Below are 8,839 nucleotides of genomic sequence, written 5' to 3'. Positions count from 1 at the left end.
TGCCTGCAGAAATGGGGGCTATCAATTCAAAAAGGTTATTGTAGTCTTCCGGGCTGAGCGTTTCCTTTCCAAAGACATTCCTGAGCAGCCACTGCAGGACAATTCCACCATTGTTGACCGGGCCACCGCAAATATAGGTTTGCTCGTCAAGTACATAACTAAAGGTCATGGACGGATTAGATACCGGTTTCCGGCTTGCGACCCTGACGGCCCCGCTGGTGCCTATGGTAATGGCGGCTACACCAGGCCCGGTCGCATGACTCCCAAGATTGGCCAGGCAGCCGTCACTTGCGCCTATTACAAAAGCTACGTCATGAACCGCAAAAAGCACCGCCGCCGTGGGAGACAATCCTTTCCTTGTATAGTTTGTGCGTACGGGCTCGGATAAGCGGGCAGGATCAATCTTTGCCATTTGTATGGCATCAGTATTCCAGTCCTGGCTTTCCAGGTCAAACAAACCTGTACAGGAGGCGATAGAATGGTCGATGCGGTACTCATTGAATAAACGGTACCAGATATATTCCTTTATGGAAATGAATTTATACACGGCGTCAAAGAGTTCCGGCTGGTTCTCTCTTAGCCAAATGAGCTTGCAGAGCGGCGACATGGCATGTACCGGCGTTCCGGTGGCTTCATAAATCTTCATACCTGCATCCGTAGCGCGCATTTGTTCGGCAATAGCTGCACTCCGTGCGTCTGCCCATGTTATCATGGGCGCCAGAACCGCTCCGGCAGCATCTACGGCAATTATACTATGCATGGCGCTGCTTAAACCAATGACCTCAGGGGCAGCACCCATTTTATTGACCATTTCATTGATACACCGTACAAAAGCCGTCCATATGGTTTCAGGGTCCTGTTCGCTGTAACCGGCTAAGGGGCTGAACGTAGGATAGGGATGCTGGCAGGATCCGACCGGCTGGCAGCTGAGGTTAAGTGCAACAGCTTTGGTGCTGCCTGTGCCAATATCAATACCGAGGATATATTTCATATGCTTAGTTTACTCCGCAATTTATGATTTTACTGTTTGTTATCGGCAAAAACGGCTCTCCCTGAAAAGTAAAACTATAAATACAATTACAGGGATTTGAATCGAAAACAATATCTTGGAGGTATTATGAGAAAATCGATTTTGTTTTTTTTTACCCTGTTGTTGTCTATAAACTATTTAAATGGCATGGAGATGGCAGCCGGCAGAGACTTTTATCAGATAAAGGTCTATCACCTTAAAAATGACGCGCAGGAAAAAGCTGTTGAAGACTTTTTGAAACAGGCTTACCTGCCTGCATTGCACAGGGCGGGTATAGCAAAGGTGGGCGTTTTTAAACCAATTCCCGAGGCAGACAAGCCTGCGGAAAAATTGATCTATGTTTTCATTCCATTTTCCTCCTACAAAGACTTCAGTTCGCTGGAAAAATCACTGGACAAGGACCAAAAGTATCTGGAAGACGGTAAAACTTATTTAACCGCTCTAATCGCGAACCCGCCGTATGACCGGATAGAGACCATTTTATTGAACGCATTTACAGGCAGTACCAGCATAAATTTACCAAAACTGAACGGCCCGATGAAAGACCGGGTTTATGAATTGCGCAGCTATGAAAGCCCTACCGAGAAGCTTTACTGGAATAAAGTAGAAATGTTTAATAAAGGTGATGAAATCGGCTTGTTCAAAAGACTGAACTTCAATGCGGTCTTTTATGGCGAAGTAGTAGCAGGCAGCAGAATGCCAAATTTGATGTACCTGACTACTTTTGAAAATAGGGTTGATCGTGATGAGCACTGGAAAGCTTTTAGCAGTGACGGGTATTGGAAAAAACTTTCGGCCATGCCGCAATACAAAAACAATGTTTCTAAAAATGACACCAGGTTTTTGTTTCCTGTGGATTACTCTGATATCTAATACGCAAAGGGATTAAATAAAAAAGGCCGGTAAGAAATTCTTACCGGCCTTTTTTATAACGAGTCGTGCTTATGCGTTTTTGAAGCGCTCAGCCACTGCGTCCCAGTTTACTACATTCCAGAAAGCAGCAATGTAATCAGGACGTCTGTTCTGGTATTTTAAGTAATAGGCGTGTTCCCATACGTCCATTCCCAGAACCGGAGTTCCTTTTACTTCTGCGATATCCATTAAAGGATTGTCCTGGTTAGGTGTAGAAGAAACTACTAATTTTTTGTCGGCACCAACACTTAACCATGCCCAGCCTGAACCAAAACGGGTTGCACCGGCTTCAGCAAATTTGGTTTTAAAGTCAGCGAAAGATCCGAAAGCGGCATTGATCGCATCGGCAAGCTCGCCTTTAGGTTCGCCGCCTTTGTTTGGACCAATAACTTCCCAGAATAAAGAGTGGTTAAAATGACCACCGCCATTATTTCTAACCGCAGGAGGAAATTTGGAGATATTTTTAATGATTTCGTCGATGCTCTGGCCAGCTTCAGGCTTTCCTTCCAGCGCTTTGTTTAAATTGGTAACATAAGCCTGGTGGTGTTTCCCATGGTGGATTTCCATGGTTTGTTTATCGATATGCGGTTCTAATGCATCTGTTGCGTATGGTAACGCAGGTAATTCAAAAGCCATATTAAAGTATTTAAGGTTAAAATTTTAAACAATTATTTGGCAAACTTAGGAAATTAGGCCCTGTTTTTTAGCGGATGTTCAACAAAAAGCGAACGGGAATTACAGCAACGGCGATAAAAAGCCAGGGGTATACTAAACTTACTTAGCAAATATAACATTCGGGCATTAAGTTTTGTTCAACAGTTTGTCAAGTTTAATCTCTTTTGTTGAGGAAAAACTGCTTCATCAGGGCTGAGCATTCCTCAGCGAGCACACCACCCTTTAAAACAGTCTTAGGATGCAGGAGCTGATTGCTTTTGGATAAGAATCCTCTTTTGGGTTCAGATGCCCCGTATACCAGCCTGCCGATCTGTGTCCAATAGCTTGCTCCGGCACACATTACGCAAGGCTCCACAGTGACGTACAAGGTGCAGTCCTTTAAATACTTGCCACCTAGTGTCTGGGAGGCCGAGGTAAAAGCCTGCATTTCTGCATGGGCCGTTACATCATTTAATTGTTCAGTGAGGTTATATCCGCGTCCAACGATCCTCCCTTTGCAAACTACAATGGCTCCAATGGGAATCTCCTGCGCAGTATAAGCTTTTTGGGCTTCGTGCAAAGCCAGGCGCATATAATGTTCGTCTTCCGCAGCCGGATTCTCTTCTTCTGAAAAATTATAAAAACTCATGCGGCAAAGATAGTATTTATATCATTTTACTGCCATTTGGCACGCTGCCGTTTAAGGTCGTTAAGACAACATCTCCGTGTTCATCAGCAAAGCCGGTAATCAGAAACTCCGATATAAACTTCCCGATCTGTTTTTTAGGGAAGTTGACGACCCCTACGATCTGCTGTCCCACCAGCTCCTCTTTGGTATACAGTTTAGTGATCTGCGCGCTGCTCATTTTTATACCGAGATCTCCAAAGTCCACTTTCACTTTATACGCAGGCTTTCTGGCCTCAGGATAGTCAAACACCTCCAGTATCGTGCCTGCACGCAGTTCTACTTTTTCGAAATCATTCCAGTTTATTTCTTCCATACAATAAAATTACAATTTGTCTCTAACAGCACCTTGCATACAAACCCAGTTTGATCAAAAATAGCTATCCTCCCTGCTTTTCCCAAAAAATTTAGTGTTCTCAGAGAAGACATCAGCGCTTTTGCCCTTCAGCAAAAGATGCAGTCTTCGAAGAGAATGCTCAATTTTTCCTGTACTTTTGCAAAATGATCGATGTAATCCTAAAAAAAGGCAAAGAGAAAGCAGCCATACTCCGTCATCCATGGATCTTTTCAGGTGCGCTGGACAAGGTTAAAGGCGAGCCGGAAAATGGTGAGGTGGTGACAGTGAGGTCGGCCGATAAAGAATTTCTTGCTTATGCCTATTACAATGACCAGTCGCGTGTTGCACTCCGTTTGCTGGACTGGGATGAAAATACCACGATAGATAAAACCTGGTATACACAAAAGCTCAAAAATGCAATCCGGTCACGCTCGAATGTGCTCAGCGAAAACACCAATACCTGCCGGCTGGTATTTAGCGAAGCGGATTTTTTGCCCGGATTAATTGTTGACCAGTATGCTGATTTTCTTTCCCTGCAAATTCTGAGCGCAGGGATCGAAGCTGTGCAGGAAGACATTATCAGCATTTTAAGACAAGAACTGAACCCAAAAGGAATATTTGACAAGAGTGATGCGGGGGCCCGAAAACATGAAAACCTGGAGCCGGTACAAGGCTTGCTCTGGGGGGAAACACCGCCTGAGTTTATTGAGGTGCGCGAAAATGGCATCAGGTACCACATCAATATAGCAGATGGACAAAAGTCGGGCTTTTACTGCGATCAGCGGGAAAACAGGATGATCCTGGCCGAATATACCAAAGACAAGAGGGTGCTTGACTGCTTTTGCTACAGCGGGGGATTTACCTTAAACAGCCTGAAAAAAGATGCAGCTCATGTGACCAGTGTGGACAGCTCGGCGCTCGCAATAGAAACCCTGCAGCATAACCTGGAACTGAACGGATTTGAAAAAAACAAGCAGGAGAGCATCCAGTCTGATGTGAACAAACAATTGAGGGCATTTAAAGACAGCGGACAGAAGTTTGATGTTGTGGTTCTGGACCCGCCAAAATATGCGCCTTCACGTTCGGCGCTGGACAGGGCGGCAAGAGCCTACAAGGACCTGAACAGGCTCGGAATGCTGCTGCTCGAGCCGGGTGGCATCCTGGCTACGTTTTCCTGCTCGGGAGCTGTTGACATGGAGACATTTAAGCAGATCATTGCCTGGGCCGCACTGGATGCAGGCCGTGAAGTACAGATCATCAGACAGTTCTGTCAGCCTGAAGATCACCCTGTAAGACTTTCTTTTTCCGAGGGGGAATATTTAAAGGGATTGTTGTTAAGGGTGTTGTAATATCTATTTGCGCCGTTAGTACTAGCCCCAGTCATCAAAAAACCGCTATAGGCTTTCGTCTTCCGGCAGCCTGTCGTACTCTCCTTTAAATGCATAATATCCAAAGATCACCAGCCCGGCACTGATCGGGATAAAAATAAATAAAATAATCCCCCATTGCAGGGCTGTATTTGTTTTGGCAACTCCCTCTGCGGCAAGACCGATCTTATCCATAGCCTGAATAAACAGGAATACAATAGAGGCAGGACCCAATATCATCCAAAATAATCCCAATGCTTTTTTTAATCCGTTCATAGCTTATATTTTTATTGCCCGGCTTCGCCGTGGTCAGGTTTTTTATTGGACAAATAAATGGCGCCTATCACAAAGCTTAATGCGGCGATCCCTATAGGGTACCAGAGTCCTGATAATGGTGTGGCGCCTGAGAAGCTGGCGATCAGGGTAGCGATGAATGGAACCAGTCCGCCAAACACACCATTGCCTACATGATAAGGCAGTGACATGGATGTGTACCTGATTTTGGTCGGGAATAACTCCACCAGGAATGCGGCGATAGGACCGTAAACCATCGTTACCAGCAGGATCTGGAAGAAGATCAGGCCCACAAATTTCCAGAATACCGGGGTTGAAAGCTTTTTGTCTTTATATGTTTTCACCAGTGTATCCGGCGCACCGCTTTCATATTTCGTTGCGGTTTGAACTTCAGTATATGACATGCCATTTGTCAGTGTAACCCTCGTTGAAGTTGTGTACAGGATATCGGTTGTACCATCGGCAGGATTTCTTTTGATCTCCGGCTTATCCGTTCTAAGAATATCTTTTTGCTCGATCTTGCTTACATCAGTATCATCCAGAAAAATCTGGTAAATCGGCCGGTAAAAAATGATACCCAGCAGCATTCCCGTAAGCATGATCCACTTGCGACCGACTTTATCACTCCAGGAACCAAAGACCACAAAGAACGGGGTCGCAAAAACAATACCCCATAAAAGGATATATCTCGAATCGTTAAAGTCGACCTTACAGGTATTTTCCAGGAATGACTGTGCATAGAACTGCCCTGTGTACCAGATTACTCCTTGTCCCATAGTTGCGCCGAACAAAGCCAGCAATACCATTTTAAAGTTTACCTTATGACTGAAACTCTCTTTTAACGGGTTTTTAGAAACTTTACCTTCTGTTTTGAGTTTGGTAAACATTGGAGACTCGTGCATTTTCATTCGGATATAGATGGACACACCTACCAGTAATATCGACAGCAGGAATGGAACCCGCCAGCCCCAGTCTGCAAATACTTCAGCGCCTAAAACGTTTTTTGTAACGACGATGATTCCAAGGGAAAGGAAAAGCCCGCCTGTGGCAGTAGTCTGGATCCAGCTGGTAAAAAAACCCCTCCTGTTTGCCGGGGCATGTTCGGCTACATAGGTTGCCGCGCCACCGTATTCGCCACCGAGCGCAAGCCCCTGTACCAGTCTTAAGATGACCACCAGGATTGGCGCTGCGTAACCGATACTTGAATAAGAGGGAATCAGTCCGATCAGGAAAGTTGAGCCCCCCATCAGTACAAGCGTCAGCAGGAAAGTGTATTTTCTTCCGATCAGATCACCAAGACGGCCGAAGACAAGTGCTCCAAAAGGCCTGACAATGAATCCTGCGGCAAATATGGCCAGTGTGTTGATGAGTGCAGAAGCTCCGGCATCAGCAGGAAATAACTGCGCTCCGATAATGGTAGCAAGACTTCCAAAAATGTAAAAATCGTACCATTCTATAAGTGTGCCCAGCGAAGAGGCCCCGATAACTTTGAAAATACTGTTCTTTTGTGGTTCCAGACTCATGTAAGGTTAAAATATTTGGCTTTAAAAATAAAGCTACAATTTATTCCGAATTAAGCACAAGCCATCATACAAAAGTTACTCTTCTTCTCTGAAATAGACTTTATAATAGTTCATCGACTTATCATCATCAAAACCCTTCTCTATGAGTTCCTTGTCACCATGGATATAGATGTGAAAATTCTTATCCAGCTTGAGTACGCTTTTATAGACCCGGGCTTGCTTCTTTACCGCAGCGCCGGAGATGTCAAAGCTGTCGGGGATAGGCGCGTCAAATTCCTCCTCATAATTCTTTTTATAGCTCTTAAAGGATTCAATGCCTTCCGCGTTGCCAATCACTTCGTTTGAAAATTCATCCAGATCAAAGCTTTCTTTTTCCTTGAAATACCTCATGGATTTATTCAGCAGATCGATCTTGTCTGCTTTGGAGAGCTCAAAATCCTGGTCCAGTTTCTCTGTTACAAAGTTTTTGTAAACCCCCAGGACGTTATTGGTCTGGTTGAAGTTGTCATTCCTGATCTTTAGCTTCAGAAATTCATCCTTCCAGTAAACGGCTTCTGCGCTGCGGTTGGTCTGATCTATCACGGCCACCCTAAATCCCTCCTCTTTATCGGTATTGAAGATCAGGCAGCCTTTATCGAGTTTGTTGATATTGATCGCCTCCTGTTCATAACTTAATCCAAAACCATCGTTCTCGGGACTGACCTTTAAATAAGACTCTTTGGTTTCAGATTTAAAGATGCCAATGGCATCATGCAGTTCACCCTCTATCTGTACATTCTCAAAATAAGCCAGATAAAGCTCACCTGATTTTATTTTAGGGTGTCCGGATACTTCATACAGGTATTTTGCCAGCTCTTTACTGTTTTCATGGAACTGCGTGCCGTCTTCAAAAATAGCCGCGGCAAAGTGGTAAACTTCATTGAGCTTTAAATCTGCATTGGGGTGAAAGAAGCGGTATACTTCGTTAACTTTTTCAAAGGAACCCAAAAAATATTGCTGCAGCAGGTTACTGAGCGTCTGGTCCTGGATGCTTACGGATTGCTCCGAAAGCACATAAAATTCATCCTGCGACTTATTTCCAATGCGGTGAATGGAAAGCTCGGCCAGGGAGGCTTCATAAAAAGAAATCATTTAAGCTTATTTATTTTGTTCTTCGCGCGGCGAATTTCTAAGCGATACCGGTTTTTTTGCATTTTTCTTCATTTTCAGGTTGAGCATTTCTACCAGAACTGAGAATGCCATTGCAAAATAGATATATCCTTTGGGAATATGCTGTTCAAATCCTTCTGCAAGCAGGGAAACACCGATGAGCAGGAGAAAGGACAGGGCAAGCATTTTTACTGTCGGGTGGTTGTTTACAAAATTGCTGATGCCGCCTGCAGAGAACATCATGATGATCACGGCGATCACTACCGCGGCTATCATCACTTCAACATGATCTGCCATACCGACTGCTGTAATTACCGAATCCAGAGAAAATACAATGTCTAAAAGTAAGATCTGGACAATGACACCGGCAAAGGAATGAACTTTTCCTTTTGCTTCTTTTTCTTCCTCACTTTCCAGTTTGTCGTGAATCTCATGGGTACTTTTATAGATCAGAAATAAACCGCCCACGATCAAAATAAGATCACGTCCGGAAATTTCAAGCTTATGCAGCCACTCTGCACTGGTCACATTTATCCAGGAGCCAATGCTAAACAAAGGGCTGGTCAGCGTCATGACCCAGGTCAGGGACAACAACAATAAAATACGGGTGATCATAGCCAGTCCAAGTCCCAGTTGTCTTCCTTTTTTTTGCTGATGAACAGGCAGCTTACCAGATAAAATGGAAATGAAGATGATGTTGTCTATTCCCAGGACAATCTCCAAAACGGTCAGGGTCAAAAGGGAGATCCAAGCCTCCGGGCTGCTTAAAAATTCCATGTAATCAATTTATATGGGGCTAAGATATAAAAAAAGCTTGCTGATTTCATATCAACAAGCTCCGGATGTGTTTGGTTTATAAAAACTATTTAACAGTTACAGAACCATAGT

General features: G+C 44.3%; 10 protein-coding genes. 2 read left to right on the top strand and 8 right to left on the bottom strand.

The features are described 5' to 3' along the window. Positions 1-991, bottom strand: a 991-nt coding sequence (locus tag VK541_RS13195) for a gluconokinase (protein ID WP_324370797.1), incomplete at its 3' end; no start/stop codon positions are given. Between the two features lie 126 nt (positions 992-1,117). Between VK541_RS13195 and VK541_RS13190 the strand changes: the two genes are divergently transcribed. Then, complete coding sequence (locus VK541_RS13190) at positions 1,118-1,903, top strand: NIPSNAP family protein (protein ID WP_324370796.1); 786 nt, start codon at positions 1,118-1,120, stop codon at positions 1,901-1,903. A gap of 69 nt (positions 1,904-1,972) precedes the next feature. On the opposite strand, the gene VK541_RS13185 is transcribed toward VK541_RS13190, so the two are convergent. The 3 genes from VK541_RS13185 to VK541_RS13175 form a co-directional block, all read right to left on the bottom strand. Then, a complete protein-coding gene (locus VK541_RS13185; protein WP_324370795.1) occupies positions 1,973-2,578 on the bottom strand; it encodes a superoxide dismutase in 606 nt (201 codons plus the stop codon). A 193-nt stretch (positions 2,579-2,771) separates the two neighbouring features. Then, complete coding sequence (locus tag VK541_RS13180) at positions 2,772-3,245, bottom strand: nucleoside deaminase (protein WP_324370794.1); 474 nt, start codon at positions 3,243-3,245, stop codon at positions 2,772-2,774. A 16-nt stretch (positions 3,246-3,261) separates the two neighbouring features. After that, positions 3,262-3,597 (bottom strand): tRNA-binding protein, encoded by a 336-nt coding sequence (locus tag VK541_RS13175; RefSeq protein WP_324370793.1) that lies wholly within the window; start codon positions 3,595-3,597, stop codon positions 3,262-3,264. 185 nt (positions 3,598-3,782) lie between these two features. Here VK541_RS13175 and VK541_RS13170 point away from each other — a divergent pair, with 185 nt between their 5' ends. Beyond that, positions 3,783-4,967 (top strand): class I SAM-dependent rRNA methyltransferase, encoded by a 1,185-nt coding sequence (locus tag VK541_RS13170; RefSeq protein WP_324370792.1) that lies wholly within the window; start codon positions 3,783-3,785, stop codon positions 4,965-4,967. Between the two features lie 45 nt (positions 4,968-5,012). On the opposite strand, the gene VK541_RS13165 is transcribed toward VK541_RS13170, so the two are convergent. From VK541_RS13165 to VK541_RS13150, 4 genes are all read right to left on the bottom strand, one after another. Continuing rightward, positions 5,013-5,261: a DUF6814 family protein gene (locus tag VK541_RS13165; protein ID WP_324370791.1), complete on the bottom strand. Its 249-nt coding sequence runs from the start codon at positions 5,259-5,261 to the stop codon at positions 5,013-5,015. An 11-nt stretch (positions 5,262-5,272) separates the two neighbouring features. After that, positions 5,273-6,802, bottom strand: a complete 1,530-nt coding sequence (locus VK541_RS13160; RefSeq protein ID WP_324370790.1) for an MFS transporter — start codon at positions 6,800-6,802, stop codon at positions 5,273-5,275. Between the two features lie 75 nt (positions 6,803-6,877). Further along, positions 6,878-7,933, bottom strand: coding sequence for a nucleoid-associated protein (locus tag VK541_RS13155; protein ID WP_324370789.1), 1,056 nt, complete (start codon positions 7,931-7,933; stop codon positions 6,878-6,880). Between the two features lie 6 nt (positions 7,934-7,939). Next, a complete protein-coding gene (locus VK541_RS13150; protein WP_324370788.1) occupies positions 7,940-8,728 on the bottom strand; it encodes a TerC family protein in 789 nt (262 codons plus the stop codon). Positions 8,729-8,839: the final 111 nt, after the last annotated feature.

Source organism: Pedobacter sp., assembly GCF_035317785.1.
In the GTDB taxonomy this organism is placed as follows: Bacteria; Bacteroidota; Bacteroidia; order Sphingobacteriales; family Sphingobacteriaceae; genus Pedobacter.
The sequence above is the reverse complement of the archived record's forward strand: the minus strand, read 5'-3'. Positions and strand labels throughout refer to the sequence as shown.

Coding starts and splice junctions, on each gene's coding strand:
- VK541_RS13190 (WP_324370796.1), top strand. CDS start 1,118: ATGAGAAAATCGATTTTGTTTTTTTTTACCCTGTTGTTGTCTATAAAC.
- VK541_RS13185 (WP_324370795.1), bottom strand. CDS start 2,578: ATGGCTTTTGAATTACCTGCGTTACCATACGCAACAGATGCATTAGAA.
- VK541_RS13180 (WP_324370794.1), bottom strand. CDS start 3,245: ATGAGTTTTTATAATTTTTCAGAAGAAGAGAATCCGGCTGCGGAAGAC.
- VK541_RS13175 (WP_324370793.1), bottom strand. CDS start 3,597: ATGGAAGAAATAAACTGGAATGATTTCGAAAAAGTAGAACTGCGTGCA.
- VK541_RS13170 (WP_324370792.1), top strand. CDS start 3,783: ATGATCGATGTAATCCTAAAAAAAGGCAAAGAGAAAGCAGCCATACTC.
- VK541_RS13165 (WP_324370791.1), bottom strand. CDS start 5,261: ATGAACGGATTAAAAAAAGCATTGGGATTATTTTGGATGATATTGGGT.
- VK541_RS13160 (WP_324370790.1), bottom strand. CDS start 6,802: ATGAGTCTGGAACCACAAAAGAACAGTATTTTCAAAGTTATCGGGGCC.
- VK541_RS13155 (WP_324370789.1), bottom strand. CDS start 7,933: ATGATTTCTTTTTATGAAGCCTCCCTGGCCGAGCTTTCCATTCACCGC.
- VK541_RS13150 (WP_324370788.1), bottom strand. CDS start 8,728: ATGGAATTTTTAAGCAGCCCGGAGGCTTGGATCTCCCTTTTGACCCTG.